The 19,546-nt window shown below is 49.3% G+C and carries 23 protein-coding genes; 7 read left to right on the plus strand and 16 right to left on the minus strand.

Annotation, left to right across the window (positions count from 1 at the left end):
* Positions 1–21: 21 nt before the first annotated feature.
* From KNO68_RS07605 to KNO68_RS07625, 5 genes are all read right to left on the minus strand, one after another.
* Positions 22–1,074, minus strand: coding sequence for a glycosyltransferase family 4 protein (locus KNO68_RS07605; protein ID WP_078147360.1), 1,053 nt, complete (start codon positions 1,072–1,074; stop codon positions 22–24).
* Positions 1,075–1,196: 122 nt separating this feature from the next.
* On the minus strand, positions 1,197–1,604 hold the full coding sequence (locus KNO68_RS07610; protein WP_215112270.1) for a Rok-like winged helix domain-containing protein: 408 nt from the start codon (positions 1,602–1,604) through the stop codon (positions 1,197–1,199).
* A 218-nt stretch (positions 1,605–1,822) separates the two neighbouring features.
* Entirely contained in the window at positions 1,823–2,488 is a 666-nt protein-coding gene (gene pgmB / locus KNO68_RS07615) for a beta-phosphoglucomutase (protein WP_012726996.1), read from the minus strand.
* Positions 2,489–2,688: 200 nt separating this feature from the next.
* Complete coding sequence (locus tag KNO68_RS07620) at positions 2,689–3,024, minus strand: Asp23/Gls24 family envelope stress response protein (RefSeq protein WP_078147362.1); 336 nt, start codon at positions 3,022–3,024, stop codon at positions 2,689–2,691.
* 74 nt (positions 3,025–3,098) lie between these two features.
* On the minus strand, positions 3,099–4,154 hold the full coding sequence (locus tag KNO68_RS07625; RefSeq protein ID WP_214730394.1) for an acyltransferase family protein: 1,056 nt from the start codon (positions 4,152–4,154) through the stop codon (positions 3,099–3,101).
* Positions 4,155–4,480: 326 nt separating this feature from the next.
* On the opposite strand from KNO68_RS07625, the gene KNO68_RS07630 reads away from it, so the two are divergent.
* A complete protein-coding gene (locus KNO68_RS07630) occupies positions 4,481–4,969 on the plus strand; it encodes a hypothetical protein (protein WP_214683800.1) in 489 nt (162 codons plus the stop codon).
* Between the two features lie 5 nt (positions 4,970–4,974).
* On the opposite strand, the gene KNO68_RS07635 is transcribed toward KNO68_RS07630, so the two are convergent.
* Complete coding sequence (locus KNO68_RS07635; RefSeq protein WP_214758384.1) at positions 4,975–5,574, minus strand: alpha/beta hydrolase; 600 nt, start codon at positions 5,572–5,574, stop codon at positions 4,975–4,977.
* Entirely contained in the window at positions 5,571–6,515 is a 945-nt protein-coding gene (locus tag KNO68_RS07640; RefSeq protein WP_078147365.1) for a ring-cleaving dioxygenase, read from the minus strand. Before KNO68_RS07640 ends, KNO68_RS07635 begins: the two co-directional genes overlap by 4 nt.
* Positions 6,516–6,632: 117 nt before the next feature.
* Between KNO68_RS07640 and KNO68_RS07645 the strand changes: the two genes are divergently transcribed.
* The 3 genes from KNO68_RS07645 (at position 6,633) to KNO68_RS07655 (ending at position 9,196) form a co-directional block, all read left to right on the plus strand.
* Positions 6,633–7,523: an ABC transporter ATP-binding protein gene (locus KNO68_RS07645; protein ID WP_012727001.1), complete on the plus strand. Its 891-nt coding sequence runs from the start codon at positions 6,633–6,635 to the stop codon at positions 7,521–7,523.
* Positions 7,513–8,706 carry an ABC transporter permease gene (locus KNO68_RS07650; RefSeq protein WP_214690617.1) on the plus strand — a complete coding sequence of 398 codons (1,194 nt, stop codon included), beginning with the start codon at positions 7,513–7,515 and terminating at the stop codon, positions 8,704–8,706. Before KNO68_RS07645 ends, KNO68_RS07650 begins: the two co-directional genes overlap by 11 nt.
* A gap of 64 nt (positions 8,707–8,770) precedes the next feature.
* Complete coding sequence (locus tag KNO68_RS07655; protein WP_078147368.1) at positions 8,771–9,196, plus strand: hypothetical protein; 426 nt, start codon at positions 8,771–8,773, stop codon at positions 9,194–9,196.
* Between the two features lie 106 nt (positions 9,197–9,302).
* Here the strand turns inward: KNO68_RS07655 and KNO68_RS07660 are convergent, their stop codons facing one another.
* Together KNO68_RS07660 and KNO68_RS07665 are read right to left on the minus strand one after the other, a co-directional pair.
* Positions 9,303–9,902, minus strand: coding sequence for a helix-turn-helix domain-containing protein (locus tag KNO68_RS07660; protein WP_214683792.1), 600 nt, complete (start codon positions 9,900–9,902; stop codon positions 9,303–9,305).
* Between the two features lie 90 nt (positions 9,903–9,992).
* Positions 9,993–10,493, minus strand: coding sequence for a PTS sugar transporter subunit IIA (locus tag KNO68_RS07665; RefSeq protein WP_215112271.1), 501 nt, complete (start codon positions 10,491–10,493; stop codon positions 9,993–9,995).
* 208 nt (positions 10,494–10,701) lie between these two features.
* Here KNO68_RS07665 and KNO68_RS07670 point away from each other — a divergent pair, with 208 nt between their 5' ends.
* Positions 10,702–12,396, plus strand: a complete 1,695-nt coding sequence (locus KNO68_RS07670) for a M3 family oligoendopeptidase (RefSeq protein ID WP_215112272.1) — start codon at positions 10,702–10,704, stop codon at positions 12,394–12,396.
* Between the two features lie 425 nt (positions 12,397–12,821).
* Here KNO68_RS07670 and KNO68_RS07675 read toward each other — a convergent pair whose 3' ends face one another.
* Positions 12,822–13,259, minus strand: a complete 438-nt coding sequence (locus KNO68_RS07675; RefSeq protein WP_215112273.1) for a carboxymuconolactone decarboxylase family protein — start codon at positions 13,257–13,259, stop codon at positions 12,822–12,824.
* Between the two features lie 115 nt (positions 13,260–13,374).
* Between KNO68_RS07675 and KNO68_RS07680 the strand changes: the two genes are divergently transcribed.
* Together KNO68_RS07680 and KNO68_RS07685 are read left to right on the plus strand one after the other, a co-directional pair.
* Entirely contained in the window at positions 13,375–13,818 is a 444-nt protein-coding gene (locus tag KNO68_RS07680; RefSeq protein ID WP_215112274.1) for an Lrp/AsnC family transcriptional regulator, read from the plus strand.
* The gene (locus KNO68_RS07685) at positions 13,815–14,483 is read left to right on the plus strand and encodes a hypothetical protein (protein WP_215112275.1); all 669 of its coding nucleotides are present in this window, start codon (positions 13,815–13,817) and stop codon (positions 14,481–14,483) included. The genes KNO68_RS07680 and KNO68_RS07685 overlap by 4 nt, the downstream gene beginning before the upstream one ends.
* A 71-nt stretch (positions 14,484–14,554) precedes the next feature.
* Here KNO68_RS07685 and KNO68_RS07690 read toward each other — a convergent pair whose 3' ends face one another.
* From KNO68_RS07690 to KNO68_RS07715, 6 genes are all read right to left on the minus strand, one after another.
* Complete coding sequence (locus KNO68_RS07690; protein WP_285222495.1) at positions 14,555–15,448, minus strand: aldo/keto reductase; 894 nt, start codon at positions 15,446–15,448, stop codon at positions 14,555–14,557.
* On the minus strand, positions 15,445–15,948 hold the full coding sequence (locus KNO68_RS07695; RefSeq protein ID WP_215112276.1) for a cupin domain-containing protein: 504 nt from the start codon (positions 15,946–15,948) through the stop codon (positions 15,445–15,447). The genes KNO68_RS07690 and KNO68_RS07695 overlap by 4 nt, the downstream gene beginning before the upstream one ends.
* Before the next feature lie 350 nt (positions 15,949–16,298).
* Positions 16,299–16,727 (minus strand): CBS domain-containing protein, encoded by a 429-nt coding sequence (locus tag KNO68_RS07700; RefSeq protein WP_012727014.1) that lies wholly within the window; start codon positions 16,725–16,727, stop codon positions 16,299–16,301.
* 254 nt (positions 16,728–16,981) lie between these two features.
* Entirely contained in the window at positions 16,982–17,785 is an 804-nt protein-coding gene (locus KNO68_RS07705; RefSeq protein WP_215112277.1) for an alpha/beta fold hydrolase, read from the minus strand.
* Between the two features lie 75 nt (positions 17,786–17,860).
* Entirely contained in the window at positions 17,861–18,973 is a 1,113-nt protein-coding gene (locus KNO68_RS07710; protein ID WP_215112278.1) for a M14 family metallopeptidase, read from the minus strand.
* 86 nt (positions 18,974–19,059) lie between these two features.
* Positions 19,060–19,458: a hypothetical protein gene (locus tag KNO68_RS07715; protein ID WP_215112279.1), complete on the minus strand. Its 399-nt coding sequence runs from the start codon at positions 19,456–19,458 to the stop codon at positions 19,060–19,062.
* Between the last annotated feature and the right edge of the window lie 88 nt (positions 19,459–19,546).

Genomic DNA, 19,546 nt, shown 5'->3' on the forward strand with positions numbered 1-19,546 from the left:
CACGCGATACCGGTTACTTTTTTACGCTCTAGGTCGTCCGAGCAATCGTCGGGACGTACGGATGATAGGTTTATAGTTCGGATGAATCAGTTCAGTCGATTCCACGATCAATTCGATGACAATTAACACGACGATGAACGTGATGACCGCACCGAGCATCGTCGTCTTGGCGAACAAGATGGATGAGATGCCAAAGAATAAGGTCATCCCGTACATGAGTAGGACCGCCTGCCGTGTCGTGAAGCCCATATCGATCAACTGGTGATGCATATGCGATTTATCCGGCGACATCGGCGGTCGTCCCTGGACGAGTCGACGCACGATGGCGAAGATCGTATCCGAGATCGGTAACCCGAGCAAGAGGACCGGCACAACGAGCGAGAACAACGTCACGTTCTTAAATCCGATGAGCGAGAAGACAGCGAGCATATATCCGAGGAACAGTGCCCCCGTATCGCCCATAAAGATTTTCGCCGGGTAGAAATTATGGACGAGAAACCCGAGTGTGCTCGCAAGGAGCAAGAGCGCCATCATCGTCAAATAGACGTTTCCCTGAATGATGGCCAAGACAGCAATCGTCCCGAGGGCGATGCTCGACACACCTGCGGCGAGACCATCGAGACCGTCAATCAAATTGATGGCATTCGTGATCCCAATCAGCCAGAGGACGGTGATCGGGATGCTCCATGACCCGAGGTAGAGTTGCTGGTCGAACGGAAGATTGATGAGTTCGATTCGCATCCCCGAGTTCAAGACGACGACAGTCGCAATCATCTGCCCCATCAGCTTGACGCGGGCCGATAGTTGGAACCGGTCATCAATCAGTCCCGTAAGGAGAATCACGACAGCCCCAATCAAGATGGCATCGTTATAACGACTCGTCGGAAGCAGCAAGGCATAGCCGATGAAAAATGCGATAAAAATCGCGAGACCCCCGATTCGTGGCATCGTCCGTAAATGTACTTTTCGTGCGTTCGGATGATCGACCGCACCGATGAAAAATGCGAATCGACGAACGAGCGGTGTAATCAAGATGGCCATCACAAAACTGACCAACATGGCAATCCATAGCATGGGCCGACAGTTCCTCTCTCAAAAAAATAGACTCTGGCGAATTATATCACATTTTGAATCGAGGAGTGGATATCAGTCCGTTTACAATAAAAGCCGATGAGGCGTTCCCCATCAGCTCTGGATCATGAAAGTGTCGCTGCCACTTCTTCTGTCGGTTCGTATGTATACAAGCCGCGACCGATTTTTTTGATTTCCGGGTTGACCCCTTCAATCTTCACCATCAATTGGTAAATGTTGCTGATGTGATGACGGTAACGAAGTTCAAGTTCCATTTGAATATCACGTACACTCATCGTCTGACGCTCCTTCAATAGATCCGTCACTTGATGAACGTACACCTCGAGCGGATAACGCTGGTTCACACGTCGTGGACGTAGGCGTTTTGACGCATCAGTCATTGGGTCCTTCTCTTCTCTATCTCGACTCAATTCCGCAATCAAATACTCGGCACGTCGTTGCAATTGACGATACGACTCTTCAATTTCCATTAATTCTCGATAAATGTGGTCATTGACATTCGTAGATTCCATACACAAATCCCCTTCTACATCCAATTATAATTTGGAATTCCCTAATTTAAATCAGCAATTCCTAATAATCCCTCTATATCTTCTATAAAAGTGTAACGGATTTGTAATGTGTTTGTCATCTCTTTTTGGGCAATTCTGTCTATTTAGGACTTTTGACTCAAAAAAAGACGACGACTGTTCGGGGCAGTCGTCGTCTCACGGAAGATGATTGTAGCCATTTACACGTGAACGCGTTCGAGGATGCGTTCAAGTGAAAGTTCGTCAGTAGAAGCGACGATGAGGTCTGCATGACCAAGCATCGATTCTTCTCCGACGGCGACAGCAAACATATTTGCCGCTTTGATTGCAGTTACGCCGGCAGCCGCGTCTTCAACGCCGATGGCGAGTTCGGGTTTCACACCAAGGGCAGAAGCGGCCTTCAAAAACACTTCGGGGTGTGGTTTTGACTGGGCGACAGTTGCTGCATCGACGATATGGTCGAAGTAATGGCGGACACCAAGTGCATCAACGACCGCAAATGCGTTCTTTGAAGCAGAAGCCATTCCAATTTTGAGTCCCGCCTCTTTGATTTCATCGAGGAATGAAACGATACCAGGAAGAAGATCGTCGGATGAGATATGTTGAATGAGTTCAACGTAGTGCTCGTTTTTCTTTTGTGCGAGTTCTTCTTTCTCTTCCGGTGTGAAATCGTTCTGTTTACCGCCGAGCGTAAGAATCCGCTCAAGCGACTCAGTTCGACTCACGCCTTTGAGCGTTTCGTTGAATTCGCGGTCAAATGGAATTCCGAGCTCTTCACCGAGCTGCTTCCAAGCGAGGTAATGGTACTCTGCCGTGTCAGTGATGACACCGTCCAAATCGAAAATCACTGCTTCAATCGTTGACATACATGCTTTCCGCCTTTCCTTCAAATGCTTGTGTCGTCAGACTACATTTAGGGAACTTGACAAGTACCCGCCGCACGTTTGGTCAATGATGCAAACGGTTGCACTTGTTCGATTTCTATTATAAATGAAAACGTTATCTTGATGCAACCGTTTTCGCAAAAATCAAAAAAAGAGAAGAGCCTGTGCTCTCCCCTTTCTTATCACAGCTGAATTCCGACCACTTTCACGTTCACAGAACGTGGTGTCATCGCAAGCATCGTGTCCATATCTTGCGTGATGCGCTCTTGGACGGCCGTCACCGTTTTGATGATCGACTGTCCGTAAGCGATGTAAAGCGATAGGTTGATGGTGATGCCTTTGTCCGACTCATCGACTTTCACGTGTTTCATGAGCGCACGCTCTGACAATTTCGTGTCTTCTTGCGTGAACGAGACGTATTTCGTTTCTTTGACCGCGACCGCGGCGATCATTTCAACGACGTGACGTGATACGTTCACGTCGCCTTCTGTGCTGTACATTCCATTTTCGTATGGCATAGGGTCACTTCCTTAACTCTAGTTTCGTTTCTTCTTAATAAAGTGTAGCGGAAATGAAGCGTTTAGAAAAGACTTTACCCTTTTACACCCTTCGTATTTTGGACTCGCTTCACGTCAATCTCGACGAGCGGACGCAAGAGACGGACCATCGGTGGACTGATAATCACGAGGACCATCACAAAGGCGACACCGAACAAGACGAGCAGTTGCATCCAAGATGTCGGCATGAACCCAGCCGGTATAAACGCCTTCCAGGCGACAACAAAGAAGACGTGGACGAGATAGACGTACAGACTATACTGCCCGGCACGCGAAAAAATCGGGAGCTGTCGTCCTGGGATGATGAGCGCGAAACTAATTGACATGAGGAGCGACACCGTATAGACGATCAAAAAGGCGAACGGTCCACTCCACATCGCCTCTGGGACGACCGTGTCATAGGCGAAACGGAATTTGAACAAGTTGCCGATATGATAGAACGTATCGTCTTGCTGGACGCGCATCGAGACCAAGAGCCCCAGCGTGAGCGTGGTGAAGACAATCGCCCCACCGATGCGGTATCGGTTCCGGTGCTCGGCCCGTTTCGGTAGCTCAAAGAAGTTGAGCGTATTTCGCTCGGACATCCAGTTCCCAATCAAGAAGAACGGATAGAACATGATGACTTTTCGTAACGCGAAATACCCCGTCGCCTCGGCTTGGAATCCGAACAGGAGCGCGAATAATAGGGCATACAACACGTAGCCTTTCAGTTGTGTCACGTACGGGGTGATGATGTACCAGAAAATGATGGCCATCAGATACCAAAGCGCCCAGTATGGCTTCAACAAATTCAGTCCCGGATTTTCAAGCGAGAAAATCGGAATCCCTTCTGTAAATGCGAACCATGACCCAAGGATGACCTGCCAAATGACATAGACCACGAATAGCTGGATCACGCGCAAATAGCGGTTCTCCCGATAAAAGTAACCGCTCAACATGATGAATAACGGCATGTGGAAGGTATACAGGAACAGATACACCCACTTTGGTAAAATGTCGTCATAAGCGCCGCGGACATCGGTCAACAAGTGTCCGAAGACGACGAGTAGGACGAGTACTCCTTTAATATTGTCATACCAATAATTTCTCATAACATTCCCTCTAGTTCTCTATGATGACTGCAATGAAGCTGACCTTCATGTTTTCACGTTCTCTTTACAGACAGAATCCATATAGGTCTTGGAAAATTCCCTCACCTATCATAAGCGATTCCTCCACAAAGTGAAATTACGTTTCAACAAAATTTTCATGTCTTCACTGTCATCATTCCCATAATTCGAAGAATGCAAGCCGAAACGTCAAAAAATCCTCACGATTCAGCATGTTGTGTGCGTATTCAAATAGACGGAATTGGGTACAGTATAGTATAGTAGTGTTACTTAATATTCAGAATATTCTAATAAAGGAGGTGGAGAGAATGGCATCGATCATCCGGAATCGACATCATATGGTGCACGACCCAAAACGTTCATTCTCTAACTTCGGATTCTGGTGGTTCATCAGCGTCTTTTCCGTCGGATTGCTCCTTGTCGCCTTCGAGTCCGTCCGCAACGGGTTCTCTGCCATTCATCCTGTCTTATCTAGCATGGTTTTCCTCGGTCTCACGTTCGTGCTCGGTGTCTGCGCCAAGCTGGCTCGTGACGTCTGGTGGCTCAACTACTTACTTGAGCGCACCCAAAACCGCTACTTATACATCGGTGGCGACACGCTCCAAAGTTGGCAGTATACGCTCGACTCGATTTGGTTGCTCACGCGCACCTCACAAAAAAAGCTCGGCCGATTGTATATCCAAATCGACCGAACTGTGCGTGCTGAGGAAGCGAAACGTTTATTCGCCGCCTATTTGATTGACCGAGGGGTCCTCGTCGTCTATTCTCGTCCGAACAAACCGAAAAAAATGGCTTGAATGAATCAGTCGAGGTATGCGGCAATCCATGTCCGTGCTGCCTCGACTTCTTCCATGCGAAGTTCATGTCCTCCCGAGTGATAGAAGAGCTCGACGTCCGCTCCCGCGTTTCGGAGTGTCGACGTCAGCTCTTCTGTTTCTGTTTTCGGGCAAATCGGGTCGCGTTCGCCAGCCGAGATGAACACGTTCGTTCCTGACAAGTCAGGTAGCGTCAATGAACGGTCCGGTACCATCGGGTGGAATAGGAGTGAAGCAGTGAACGCCGGATGACGGTAAAGTGCCGACCCGATCAAATTCGCCCCGTTCGAATAGCCGAGCGGGATCATCTTGTCTCGGTCGATACCATACGTTGTCGCAGCTTCATCTAAAAACTGAAGGAAGCGCTCTGTCTGTTTCTTTAAATCTTCAAGGTCGAGCACCCCTTCCGCGTGGCGACGGAAGAAACGGGACATCCCGTTTTCAATGACATCCCCTCGAAGCGTCAAGATGTTCGCCTCGGTCGACAGTTCTTTCGCGAGCGGAATCAAATCCTGCTCGGTCCCTCCAGTTCCGTGTAATAAAACGAGTGTCGTCTCTTTGGTACCTTGAATGAATTGATGAATCATATGCGTTCTCCTCTCGGGATCGTGATTGTTGGTAGTGTGCGGACGATTTTATCTCGGTCCGCTTCGAGCCATGGCGGTAAGCGCAACGTCTCACCAAGCGTGTCAACGGATTCGTCCACGGTGAATCCAGGTACGTCCGTCGCGAGTTCGTGCAGGATGCGACCGGCATCATGGAAATAGACGGAGCGGAAGTAGTTTCGTTCTTTCACTTCGGTCGGTCTTAACCCAAGGTCAAAGATGGCATCTTGCCAGGTCGGATAATGTTCTCCGTCAGAAATGCGCCACGCGATGTGATGAACTGTTCCCGTCCCAGGGACCCCGTTCGGTAAAATCGTTTTCTTCACATCGATGACGTTCCCGTAATCTGCTGACCCTTTCAAACGGATCCACTCTTCATCCTCTGCGACCCGTTCAAAGCCGAACAGTTCCGTCAACAAGCGCACGGTTTCGTCCGGTGCTTTCGACAACAAGGTCGCTCCGGCGAATCCGACAATTGCTTCATGTTCTGTGATACCGGGGATGACCCAGCGTGTCTGTTTAGAGCTCGGTCGGGCGACGAGTTCGACGACGAGTCCGTCCGGGTCTTCAAATAAAAGTGATGCCTCGCTGAACCGTTCAGTGGCGACGGTCGCGATGCCGTGCTGTTGTAGTCTTTCTTCCCAGAACGGTAAACTTCCTGCCGGTACGAGATAAGTCGTCACGCCAACCTGTCCGCTCCCGACCTGCCCTTTCCCTAAGCCCGGGATCGGGAAAAACGTGATCACCGTCCCTGGTGTTCCGACTTCGTCCCCAAAATAGAGATGATACGTGCCCGGGTCATCAAAATTGACGGTCTGTTTCACGAAGCGGAGACCGAGTACCTGTCCATAAAAATCTAGCGTACGTTGCGGGTCTTGTACCATCGACGAAATGTGATGGATTCCCGTAGACTGCGTTTTCATTGTCATCCTCCTTTTATTATCTTGATTTCAAGATAAATCATTTACCAGAAAAAGTGAAACTTTTTGCTCAAGGTGGCGTACGATAGAAGAAGAGACATTCTAAGGAGGGAATAGAATATGGCATTACATATCGAACGCGTCACCAAGGAGTTTGGTGACTTCAAAGCTGTCGACGACCTCACGTTCCGCGTCCCACAAGGGGAAATGTTTGGTTTGCTCGGTGCAAACGGTGCTGGCAAGACGACGACGTTCCGGATGATCCTCGACATCTTGAAGCCGACCGATGGGAGTATCACGTGGAACGGTAAAGCGGTCGACCATCGCATCGTCGGCTATTTGCCCGAGGAACGTGGCCTGTATCCCAAATCCCAAGTGCGTGAACAGCTCGTCTTTCTCGCAAGCCTAAAGGGCATGCGCGGGAGCGATGCCAAACGCGCGGTCAAGTCATGGCTCGAACGCCTTGAAATTCCTCAATATGAAACGATGCGCGTCGAGCAGCTATCAAAAGGGAATCAACAGAAGATTCAGCTCGTCGCCGCCCTGCTCCATAACCCGGAACTCGTCATCTTAGACGAACCGTTCAGCGGCCTCGACCCGGTCAACGTTGAAATCCTGAAGCGTGAAGTTCTCGCGTTGCGTGACGCCGGGACGACCATCGTCTTCTCGAGTCATCGAATGGAACATGTCGAAGAATTGTGCCAACACGTCGGCATCTTGAAAGGTGGCCGTGCCGTCGTAAGCGGTGACGTCCCGACAATCAAGTCGAGATACGAAGAGCCTGCCCTCTTTATTGAAACGGATCAGATTCACATTCTCGAGTCGCTCCCAGTCGTGGAGACAATCGAGCCTTACAAATCCGGTCATCTCGTACGCTTACATTCTTTCGAAGACAGTGACGCCGTCCTGTCGGCACTCGTCCGTCATCAGGCGAACGTGAAGACGTTCATGCGCCAACCGGTATCGCTCAATGACATCTTCATCAAGGAGGTCGGACAGCATGTTTCATAACTTTGGACCGCTCTATGCGTTCACACTCAAATCGAGAATTCGTTCAAAAGCATTCCTCATCTCGACGGCGCTAACCATCCTGTTCATCTTCGGGTTTACGAACATCGACCGCATCATGTCTACGTTTGAGGATTCCGAGCAAGCGAGCGCACTCGTCGTGTCTGAGAACAAAGAAATCGTCGACACGATGAAATCACTCGGCTATGAAGACGTCGCCTCTAGCGAAATTACGGAAGAAGAGGCACGGACCGGCATCAACGACGGAGAGTATGGGGTCGTCGCTTTTGTTGACGGCTATGATGCTCGCGTTATCTCCGAACGCCCGGAGCAGGAGTTCACGACCCTCTTGCAAACATCCTTACAACAGTTGCGCAATGCGGAATTGATTGAATCGTCCGATGTCGACCCGACCGTCATCGCTGCCCTCAGCGAACCGATCCAACTCGACGAGTCCTATCTCGGACGCGGTGGAGAGAACTCGGATGAGCTCCTCTCGTCTTCGGCGCTCGTTTACGTCATGTTGATGCTCCTGTACATTTCGATCATCACGTACGGATCGATGATTTCAACAGAAGTGACGACGGAGAAGTCATCGCGTGTCATGGAGCTCATCATCTCCACGACTCATCCGGTGACCCATATGCTTGCGAAAGTGACCGCTATCGGGACACTCGCCCTCATCCAAATCGGAATCTTCCTTGGGTTTGGTTATGTAAGTGCGAGTGGTAGCGAACTGGCGACGACGGTCATCGAGAACGCCGGCAACGCACGGGCTGTCATCTATCTACTCGTCTTCTTCTTGCTCGGGTACTTGTTGTACGCCTCACTCTTCGCTGTCCTCGGTTCACTTGTCAGCCGTGTCGAAGAGTCACAACAAATGGTCATGCCGGTCATCATGCTCCTCGTCGCTGCGTTCTTAGTCGCGATGTTTGGATTGAACAACCCGGATGCGACCATCGTGACCATTCTCTCGTTCGTCCCGTTCTTCGCTCCGATGCTCATGTTCCTTCGCGTCATGCTCGTCGATGTGGCCGTATGGGAAGTGGCGCTTTCGATTGGGTTACTCATCGGAACGATTGGCATCACACTGTGGATTGGCTCGAAATTCTATCGTGGCGGCGTCTTGTTCTATGGAACGAACGCTATTAAACAATGGCGACAAATATTACAAAACCGTCAATAACGTTTACAGCAAATTCGTTTTCGTTTACTCTAAAGAATGTGCAAAATGAGGAGGAAAACGAACTATGCGATCACGATTACTCGCAGCCTTAATCTTTACGTTTATGACGACGCTCACGACGTTCATCTGTTATACCGTCTTCTTAGACGCGGATGCGTTATGGCAAATCCTGCTTGCCTATGCAGGCAGTGCGTTCATCGGAACGCTCGCGTTTTGGTATCCGGTCAGCAGACGCTCTCAAACGTCCCGCTTCGGTGGCGCATGGATCGGCATCATGATTACTGCAGCGACACTCATTGGCTTCACCGTCATCCGTTTCACATTCCGCGGGGACGCAGCAGCATTGCTCGACTGGCAAACGATGCTGGCGAGTCTTGCCTACACATTCGGTTATGTCGGATGGGTGCTCACAATCTTGAATATCGTGCTCGGCTTCTTACTCGCCGGCACACGTCCAAAAGTACGCTACGAAGCGCGTCCGACGCGCTGATTGAAGTGACCAGGGATTCTCCTGGTCACTTTTTGTGTTCACTTTGGGGTGTTGCACTTAATTTTATAATTCATCGTGCACAAAAAAACCGTAGAATGCTCTACGGTCATTGTAATTTATAGGATTTGTCCACGACGCCATACTCTGAGTACTGAAATGAGTTATCCGCGAATTGGTCTGGGACGAGACGTTCCACATAGCGGGCGAACGGGACGATATGACGCGTCGTGTCATGTGACCGTCCGAGGTCAAGTACCGCATCGACGAGCGCTTCGAGTGCATGGTGTGACGTCGGTTCCTCGTCTTCTTTGAAAATGCGATGTAACTCCTCTTCGTGCATCAAGTCAAAGATGCGCATCCGTACTTCGAGTTGCCGTTGCATTTCTTCGACGGACTTCCCGTGCATCGCTTCTTCATAGGCGAGCTTCATCTGTTCGAGTTCCGGTACTTTTCCTCGCATGAGTACTTTGAGCGACTCGCCCGTCCAAATATGGCGGGCCAAATAGTTCGGGTCGATTTGCAAAGCGTCTGCGAGCGCCTCTATGTAAGGCATGGTCGGATAGACCTCACTCAGTTCGGTACGTCGGATAAAGTACGGTGCGACACCAATCTGTTCTGCAAGCGTCTCAATCGACAATCCGGCCCGTTCCCGTAATATTCGTATCCGATCCCCGTATCCCCGGTATGGTGCATTTTTTCCATCCATCTCATTTCCCCCTTCCCTCTCTTCATTATAATTCCCGCATTCGCAAAAAAATACTCGGAAGCCTAAGCTCCCGAGTCATGGGTCGTCTTCTTATTTCTTTGTCAACTCGACGACTTCCGAAGATCCAGCTGTCACCGTGTCGCCTTCTGCGACAAGTTTGTTCACGCCGAAGCTGTCGTGGTTCGTGACGATGATCGGAGTGATCGTCGATGGCGCGTTCGCTTTGATGAAATCGAGGTCGAACGTGACGAGTGGGTCGCCTGCTTTGACAGATTGACCTTCTGTAACGTGTGTCTCGAAGCCTTCGCCTTTCAAGTTGACCGTGTCTAAACCGATGTGAATCAAGTATTCCGCACCGTTGTCCGCGTTGATACCGATCGCGTGTTTTGTTGGGAATACTGTCGCAATTGTTCCGCTAACCGGTGAGACGACTTTTCCTTCTGTCGGCTCGATTGCGATTCCGTCACCCATCATTTTTTGTGAGAAAACTTGGTCCGGTACGTTCGTGATGTCGACGACCTTTCCTGTAAGCGGTGAAACCGCGTTGAGTTGTTCTTCTTTACCACCAAAAAGTTTTTTAAAGAATCCCATAGCTTAATCCCTCCAACATGTTCTATTGAATCGAAGTCTACACTTTTATACCCGAAAAGCTAATACTTCAATCCCTACCCCATTAACGGTATAGTTGTAATAAGGTAGTGCGAAATCGTTTTACACATCGTAAGAATACGAGTGTGCAATCGCTTTTGCAAGCCCTTTTTACACTTTGTAAAAATTTCACACGATGGAGGCGCTTACAATGACGACTTTCACAAAATTGTCATATGAACGGCCCGACTTGGACGCTTTAAACAGCAGATTGTCGGACTATTCTGCCGAATTACAGCAAGCCAGCACACTCGAGGAAGCGAACGAACTCATTCGCCAAATCAACAAAGAACGGAACGACTTTGAGACACAAAGTCAACTCGTCGCGATCCGACATTCGGTCGACACACGCGATTCGTTTTACGAAGAAGAACAGGCATTCTTTGACGACGCACTTCCGGTCTATGAGAAGGAGATTCAAGCGTACTATCGCGTCTTGACGAACCACGAGCTTCGCACTGAACTCGAAGCGGAATGGGGCAGCCAACTGTTCTCTCTCGCCGAGCGCGCACTTGAAACGTTCGAGGAGTCACTCATCCCGAAACTGCAGGAAGAAAACCGCCTCGCGACAGCTTATCAAAAGGTCATGTCCGCTGCGCAAATCGAGTTTGACGGCAAGACACTCAACTTGTCACAGTTCGGCCCATATCTTCAATCACCAGACCGTGATGTCCGAAAAGCCGCATCTGTCGCCCGCTATACATACCTGTCAGACAATGGCGACGAGCTCGACCGCATTTATGGGGAACTCATACGGGTCCGTACGGAGATTGCTCATGCGCTCGGCTTCCCGTCGTTCGTCGAACTCGGTTATGCACGGATGCAGCGTGTCGGCTATGACGAGTCGATGGTCGACAACTTCCGGAAACAAGTCCGTGACGTCATCGTCCCGCTCGCTTCTGCTTTGAAAGAAAAGCAGGCGAAACGAATCGGTGTCGACCACCTCTATTACTATGACGAGTCGTTCGTCTTCCCAGACGGAAACGCGACACCGCAAGGCGATGAGTCGTTCATCATCGAAGGCGGAAACAAGATGTATCGTGAACTCTCAAATGAGACGGACGAGTTCTTCCAGTACATGCAGGAACGCGGCGCCCTCGACTTGACGGCGAAACCAGGGAAATCTGGCGGCGGATACTGCACGTACTTACCGTCTGAAGGACTTCCGTTCATCTTCTCGAACTTCAACGGGACGGCCGGCGACATCGATGTTCTCACGCACGAAGTCGGTCATGCCTTCCAAGTGTATGAAAGCCGTCATTTGACGACACCGGAATACGCCTTCCCGACGTATGAGGCGTGTGAAATTCACTCGATGTCGATGGAATTCTTCTGTTGGCCATGGATGGAGCTCTTCTTCGGCGACCAAGTCGACAAGTATAAGTTCAATCACTTGGCAGGTAGCATGACGTTCCTTCCGTATGGCGTGCTCGTCGATGAGTTCCAACATGTCGTCTACCGCAACCCGGAGATGACAGCAGCCGAGCGTCGTCAGGCGTGGCGCGATTTGGAGAAGGTCTATCTCCCGCACCGTGATTATGAGACGAACGACTATCTTGAATCGGGCGCATGGTGGCACCAACAAGGTCACATCTTCCAAAGCCCGTTCTACTATATCGACTATACGCTCGCGCAAGTGTGTGCGTTCCAGTTCTGGGTACGCATGCATGAAGACCGCGAAGCGGCATGGAGCGATTACCTCACACTCTGTCAGGCAGGCGGAAGCCGCTCGTTCCTCGAACTCGTCGAACTGGCAGGTCTCAAATCACCATTCGCAGACGGCGTGTTGAAAGAAACGATTGATCAAATCGAAGACTATTTGTTGAGCCACCCGCTCGCAAAATAAAAAATTGAGGCTGGGACATAACCCAGTAGATTTATAAGAAAGAGGCCCCCGTGAGCGACTTGTTCGCTCACGGGGGCCTCTTGTCATTTTTATGGGTTCGTGCACGCATTTCGGACTAAACAGATAGGGACGACCTCTGATAAAGTTAAAGTGACCAAACCATAACTTTGGAGGTGCCCCTATGTACAAAGAGTATACCATGAACCAATTGGTTTTGCCCCTAGATTTAGAAGTCCGGCTCCAGGAAAACGATATCGCCTTCGCCGTCCATGACCTCGTCGACAGCGTGTGAAACGTGAGCTCGGCTTCGCCCTCATGGCGGTGAACCTACGAAAGTTCATCGCCAATGGCATCGGCGGAAGTGCAAAGAAGGGGTCCGGCCACCGAAAATCGGTGACCGGACCCCTCTTTTTATCCAAAAAGCTTTAAAACCGGCTAGTTATGTCCCAGCCTCTTTCTGCTTCAAGTCCGAGCATGGCGCCGACGTATTGGGACGCGGTCAAAAAAGCGATACAGGCGCACAACTCGCTAATCTCCGCGTCGGAAAACGTCTCATGCAACACAGCAATCGCTGAAGCCGGCGTCTCTCCTTTCATCCGTATAAAGACCTCGGCGAAGCCGACGGCGAGTGCCGTCCGCTCGTCGAACGAGTGGATAGCCGGTTTCCCTTTCGCCTGACAATAAGCACATCCGTTTTGTTGCGCAAGTGTTCGACGGACTTGTTCTTTTAGTTCGGCGGACAATTTCCCGTCTCCCGTGATCGTCTCACCGAGTGCGGACCATTGTTGCATCATGCGCGGATTGTATCCGAGCAGTCGCTCGAATGGTGTCGCTCCTGTATTTGTTTGTCGAATCCGTGTCATCTCGTCACCCCCTGTATCTAGTATAAAAAGGAGTTCGAATGATTCCCATTTCATTCCGAACGTGTTCACGGTAAAATACATGCCATACAGAATGAGATGAGGAGGAATCCTTTCCATGTTAAAAATTGATGAAACAGACCAGCTGATTTTAGCTGAATTGACAAAGGACGGTCGTCTCTCGATGAGCGAGCTCGGTCGTCGTATCAACTTATCGGCCCCGTCCGTCGGCGAACGCGTCCGACGGCTCGAATCGTTCGGCGTCATCCAAGGGTACACAATCGAGGTCGACCATAACTTGCTCGGTCAACCAATTCAATGTCTGATTGAGGCGACCGTGAAGAACAGCAACTATGAGGCGTTCACGACATTCTTGAAACGTTACGAGAACGTCGCGTTTTGTTATCGCCTCTCGGGGAGCGCCTGCTTTTTAGTCAAAATGCATTTCGCGACATTCGCCGAGACCGAGCAGTTTATCGATGCCGCTATCCCGTATGCGCATACGAAGACGACGTTCATTTTCTCTGAAATTGATGTACAAACTAAGTGGACTGAATCATGAGATATTATGTCGAAGAGACGAAGAACGCATACGAATCATTCTGGTGGTTATCCGATCATCTAGCTCCACATTGGAGAAAAAATCGGCCTCCCCTCGAATCTTTCAGCATTGTAGGCGATCGATTAATCACCTATGAAGACGGACTTTTGTTCAAAAAAACATGTGATGACCTATTGTTGCGTCATTTTATGACAGATAAGAGTGAAGCGAACTATACGTTTTGGTGGCTAAGCATTATTGGAGATGGGTCAAAAAGAAGCGAGAGAATCGTTCATTACTATAAGTATTGGAAAAGACTCGAAAAATATTATGATGTACATGGCTTTACATCAAGAATTGAAGAACCAATCACAGTGAATGAGGAATTGGGTTACATCGGAGTAGCCGAATTTAATTTGAACTCGTTACCTTTGGCAGTAGAGATGATGAGACATTTTTCTAAAACAAGTTGCATTCTATTCAAAGAAAAAAAAGAAAGTGAGGCTTCTAATCAATCATCTAAAGAAATCATGCAAATTGCTTTGGCGCATGAATTTGAAATAGGCTCCTTGTTCAGCTTCTCAAATCTGATCCCGACACTCGCTTCGCATCATTACAATACATGTCTTTGGAAATTTTATAGTACCGAGGAAGAATTGTGTTGTTTTTATCGGATAACCGATTAAGTTACTCGATTCAAAGGAAAGGGTCCAGTCACGAATATATCAGTGACTGGACCCGCTTTTATGGACAAGCTTCAAATCACATCAAGCGGCTCTTTCCCACTTGGTGGCGGGAATGCCGCATCAAGTGCCGCATAATCGTCTTCCGTCAACTGAAGTAAGAGTGCTGCCGCATTCTCTTCCACGTGTACCGCCTGCCCGGCTTTCGGGATGGCGATGACGTGTCCGCTCCGAATCGTCCAAGCAAGTAAGATTTGCGCGACTGAGGCACTATACGCCTCCGCGATCCGATTGATCGTCTCGTTATTGAAGACGTCTTCTTTCACGTCACTTCCTTCAGCGAGTGGAGCGTATGCCATGACAGGAATCCCTTGTTCTTTTAGATAAGGAAGGAGGTCGTACTCAATCCCGCGACTGCCAAGGTGATAGAGCACTTGATTGACCGCACACTTGTCTCCATTCGGTAGCGACAGCAATTCCTTCATATCGTCCACATCGAAGTTCGAGACCCCCCATGCCCGAATCTTCCCGTCCGCTTTCAGCTGTTCCATCCCTTGAACCGTCTCCTCGAGCGGGGCATCACCTCGCCAATGTAGTAAGTAGAGATCCAGATAGTCCGTCCCGAGTCGTTCGAGCGACGCATCACATGCGCTGACGAGTTTGTCGCCATACGCATTGTATGGATACACTTTCGAAACGAGAAAGACATCTTCGCGTCGGTCTTGGATTGCTTCCCCAACCAACTTCTCAGACTCCCCTTCCCCGTACATCTCCGCTGTGTCGATGACATGGAGTCCGCAGTCGATTCCTGTCCGAAGCGCCTCAACCTCGGCATCATGCTTCGATTTGTCTTCCCCCATGCGCCATGTACCTTGTCCGAGTGCGCGCATCTCGCGCCCGTCTTTCAATTTGACGACGTTTTGCTTTAAAGCCGCAAGTAATAAAGAATGTGGTAGTCGTTGATTCATAACGTTTCCTCCTTTGTCCATGCTTCATGTAGTGGACCCGTCGTCCCGAAGACGGGGTCAAACTTCGGTTTTTCGACTTGTTCGATTCGCTTTACGTTGTCCGGTCGTTCTTCCGTCTTTCCTGTCAATGTGTCATAGTCGCGACCGTCCGGGTATGCCCCGACCACTTGAAAATCTTCGCTCGCCTCGATGCGACGATGTCCCGTTCCCGCCGGTAAGATGAGGACATCACCTAGGCGGACGCGGACGAGGTCACCGTTCGTCCCTCCGAGTTGAAGCGTCGCTTCACCTTGTAATATGCCCAATACTTCATGCGTGTTGCTGTGATAGTGATGATAGTCGAACACCCCGTTCACCCAACTGTTCGTCCATTCATTATGGGCAAACGTCTCTCGCATCCCGCTCGGGTCATCAAAGACGCCACGATAGAGGAGCGCCGGATAATCCGGATGGTTGGGAATGGAGCCGTCATCTGTAAACAAAAAAGTTTTCACGTCCATCCTAATTCCCTCCTTGTCTCTGTCCCTGTACCCGACTTATCACTACGAAAAACGGTCGCCCGTATTGGACGACCGTGATGGTTATGAAATGACCTCTTCACCGGACTGATTGATATGGCACTCGCCCCAGGCGCACGTGGCGTCCAAGATTGGCTTGAGTGACCATCCAACTTCCTTCACAAACTGTCGAGACGGATCGTTGACGAGAACCAAGTCATCGATGAATTAGGAAAATATGTACTTCCACATTTTCCACCATTTGATTGAGGTTTGCCCTACTCCTATTTTAAAAACGAAGCTGAAAGAAACGTAAAACAAGCCAGAACCGGGAGTCGGTTCTGGCTTGTTCATTATCGGACTTCATTCTCCAATTGTTTCAACTTTGTCGAGTAATACTCGATGATGTCACGGCGTCGGATGATGCCGATGAAGTATTTGCCGTCATCGACGACCGGCACGAAGTTTTGGTCCGTGATCGCATCGACAAGTTCTTCGATTTGTGCCGTAATCGAAACCGGCTTATAGCGAACGCGTTGCTTAATGTCTTTTAGACGTGTCCGGAGCACTTTTTCATAGTCTTCTTCCCCGCGAAGCTGTTCTGCGAGTGCCCAGAGTAAATCCCCCTCTGTCATCGTCCCGGCGTAAAATCCGTTCTCCGAAACGAGTGGGACAGACGTGAATCGATGATGCTTCATCTTTTCAAGTGCTTGTCGTACCGTTGATTCGGGGTCCAAATATTTGACGTCTTCTTTCGGATATAAAAAGAAAGCGATATTCATTTAAATCTCTCCTCAATCTGTTAATCCACCCCGCTATTGTACCATGAATGGTAGGACAGGTTGAACTAAATCCATGTTCTAATCTGGTTTCATCCCCCTTTCTCCAAAACAACACAAAAAAACATCGTGACTCTAGTCACAGCGATGTTTCAGTGATTCAAAAAATGGAAGGGAACTCCAATTGAATTATACCCGTTTTCGTTGGTTCTTACCCTTATCGACATACAAAAAGCCCCCGATTCGGAGGCCATCGATTATTGAACAAACTGCAACAACGTATCGTTAAATTTCTCTCGTTCATCCAGCACCGTACCGTGTCCGCTCTCTTCAAAGCGCTCGATTCGCGCATTCGGGATGCCTTGCTCCATCTGTTCGGCAAACTCAAAAGGACAAATTTTGTCGTGCACTCCGTGAATAATCAACGTCTCGACGTCAATCTTCGGCAGGGCATCGCGCAAATCTTCGTCGCGTAACGCTTGTGCCGAGGCAATCGTCCCATGGCTCGACGCGACGAGCGCGAGATGGTGGAACCAGTTTTGCATCGGTTTCGAATGTTCTTTCTCGAAGAAGATTTCTCCGAACCCTTCGAGCATCTTCGGTCGGTCTGCCCGTGTATCGTCAATCAATGCGTCGACTTCGTCCGTTGTCATTCCATATGGATAATCTGCACGCTGTGTGAAGATTGGTGCCGCGGCTCCGGCCAAGACCAATTTGTTGAGTCCATCCTCTTTATAGTCGGCTGCGTAGCGAACTGCAATCGCCCCACCCATTGAAAAACCGACGAGCGTGAAGTTTTTTAAGCCAAGTCCGTAGACGACCATATGCACATCAGACGCCATTGTCTCATAGTCATAACCTGTCGCCGGGGCATCAGATTTCCCGTATCCTCTGAAATCAATGCCGATGTAGCGATATCCCGCTTCGACGAGCGCATTCTTCTGATACTCGAACATATTGTTGTTTGCTGGCCAACCGTGCAAGAAGACAATCGGTTCCCCAGACCCGACATCCTCTACGTATAGATTTGTACCGTCATGTGCTGTAATATATCCCATCATCCAACCTCCACAGTCATTATTTAGCGAAAACACTCACAACCTCATTATTCCCTATTCCGACTTCGAGAAACCCTCTTATGTGTCGCGCCAGAGCGCTTCACCTTTTAGATAACCTTCAACGGCTTTCGCTCCTTCTCGTAAAACAGCTTCTCGCCAATCCGCGTTTTCCGGATAGAACATCGCCATGAATTCGTTTTGAATACTGTTTCGTGCCTCAGGGTCCTTTGTCCCTTCAAAGTACAGCCGGTTCTCTAAAATAATCGTTAAAAATTCACGGATGGATGCTTTTGTCGACGTCCCAAACGTACCGAATTCAAATAAGGCAGAAACGAGACCCTTGTCCGGGTATTCCGTATCGCGCACGTAGTAAAAATGATTCGTCGAATCTCCGAGTACCTCGTCCGGGTCATACACGTTGACGTTGTCTAGACCGTACGCTTGTTTTAACTCATCTTCCGTGCGACCGTCCCGTTTGCTGATGACCATCGTCACCTCGTTCGTCGGTCCGAGTGCGGTATGCCAATCGAGATGGACGACTTTTCCATAGCGCTCAAGTAAATCATGTTGAATTCCCTTCAAAAAGATGGCAGACGGTTCGCCTTCTTCTCCCCCGTAATACACCCCTTTCGGGAATTGATATTGCCCCATCCCTTTTGCACCACTCATCGCTTTGAAGCCATCAAGCTTAATTCCAGAGCCGAGAAATGAATAGATCTGTTCACGTGCCTCATGATAGTCGTCAATTACTCCGTCCGGTACGAAGAGATGGCGCATCAGCTCATATTCACGGTTCACGTTATATGGGACTGACTCACGATCAATGACGTAATTTCGGTTCAAATCGACATTGTGTTCATTGACACGTCGAAAGTGTTTCATCCCCCATGGATTGACAGCATGGATGAGACAAATTCCCGTCGTCTCATGACGGACATGCGCGAGTTGTGTTTGAACAAATTGATGGGTCACCGCGGCGCCCGCATACCCTTCAATTCCATGTTCCCCGATTGTCATGAGAATCATCGCTTTTCGTTCTCGTTTCGGCTCCCCTAAAATGACGTCGATACTCTCGTCCCCAATCGAGTGTGTCAACAACTCCGCTTTCGGATAAAATCGTTTCACTTCAGACAGTAAGTTCAAGAACTTCTCTCGCGACTCTTCGTAAGATGATGAAAAATACTGGCTCATCGCACTCTCCTCCAATCTCTCTTCTCTCTATCTTTTCCCATCCTGAGGCAATCTAAAAACGCCTCCTTTGAGAGGAAGCGTTTCAATCAAGGGGTGCGGATTCGTTTCGAATGTTGACGTCGGAACGCCATCATATAAAAGATTGGTCCAATTAAGACGGCACCGAACAACCAGTAGAGACCAGCATTCGCATACAGTCCTTCGAAAGAACGGAACACCCAAGCGAGAATGGTGAAGGCGACCATCAACTCGATGGTCCACAGTAGCCCACGACGAACCGCTAGGAAGACCGTGTTCTTTTTTTGGAAGAAGGCTGCGACGAATGCGATTAAGAATGCCGGAAAACTCGAAAGCCACAACATTCGATTCAACGAACTTTCAGCAAAGTACGAGTTGCCGAGAGACACGGTGATCAGAAAATGCATCAAGAGGACTAGCACGACGACAATCCAACCGACCAATACATCCCGTTCCATTTTTTTCATGGATATCACCCTTTCTATTGTGACAATCTCCTTAACAATTAAAAAACTATATAAAGACAAATTTACTATCACGATAATAAAAGGTAGT

The organism is Exiguobacterium sp. s75 (genome assembly GCF_018617145.1).
Lineage (GTDB): Bacteria > Bacillota > Bacilli > Exiguobacteriales > Exiguobacteriaceae > Exiguobacterium > Exiguobacterium profundum.